Consider the following 1,145-nt stretch of genomic DNA (forward strand, 5'->3'; position numbering starts at 1 on the left):
AGACCTTTGTCCATAGCGATTGGGTGGATAAGCTCTACGCCCATCTCAACGTTATCACCAGGCATTACCATTTCAGTACCGTCTTGTAATTGGATTGCGCCAGTTACGTCAGTAGTACGGAAGTAGAACTGTGGACGATAGCCGTTTAGGAATGGTGTGTGACGACCACCCTCTTCTTTTGACAATACATATACTTCAGCGTCAAACTTGGTGTGAGGAGTGATTGAACCTGGCTTAGCTAGTACTTGGCCACGTTGTACGTCTTCACGCTTAGTACCACGTAGTAGTACGCCACAGTTTTCGCCTGCACGACCTTCGTCAAGCAGTTTACGGAACATCTCTACACCAGTACAGGTGGTTTTTTGAGTGTCACGGATACCAACGATTTCGATCTCGTCGCCAACTTTAACGATACCAGATTCAACACGGCCTGTTACTACGGTACCACGACCTGAGATTGAGAATACGTCTTCGATTGGCATTAGGAATGCTTTGTCGATGTCACGCTCTGGCTCTGGGATGTAGGTGTCTAGTACGTTTAGTAGTTCTACAACAGCTGGTTGGCCGTATTTTTCTTGTGAGCCTTTTAGGGCTTCAGTAGCAGAACCTTTAACGATAGGAGTGTCATCGCCTGGGAAGTCATAGTCGTTCAATAATTCACGAACTTCCATTTCTACTAGTTCTAACAATTCTTCGTCATCAACCATGTCACATTTGTTCATGAATACGATGATGTACGGTACGCCAACCTGACGTGAAAGCAAGATGTGCTCACGAGTCTGTGGCATAGGGCCGTCAGTTGCAGATACTACTAGGATTGCGCCGTCCATCTGGGCAGCACCAGTGATCATGTTTTTAACATAATCGGCGTGACCTGGGCAATCTACGTGTGCGTAGTGACGGCTGTCTGTGTCATATTCTACGTGTGAGGTGTTGATTGTGATACCACGTGCTTTTTCTTCTGGTGCTGAGTCAATAGACGCGTAGTCTTTGGCTTCGCCACCAGAGGTGATTGCAGCTACGGTTGCGATTGCAGCGGTAAGGGTTGTTTTACCATGGTCAACGTGTCCGATTGTACCGACGTTGACGTGTGGCTTGTTACGTTCAAACTTGGCCTTTGCCATGGGTATTTCCTCTTTTTTTGG

At 47.1% G+C, this 1,145-nt stretch carries 1 protein-coding gene; it reads right to left on the reverse strand.

Translation table 11 applies throughout. From position 1 onward, the window contains the following. A partial coding sequence (gene tuf / locus CXF62_RS01400) for an elongation factor Tu (RefSeq protein WP_102092632.1) occupies positions 1 to 1,124 on the reverse strand: 1,124 nt, incomplete at its 3' end. Positions 1,125 to 1,145: the final 21 nt, after the last annotated feature.

The sequence above is a fragment of the Psychrobacter sp. MES7-P7E genome (assembly GCF_002863645.1).
Lineage (GTDB): Bacteria > Pseudomonadota > Gammaproteobacteria > Pseudomonadales > Moraxellaceae > Psychrobacter.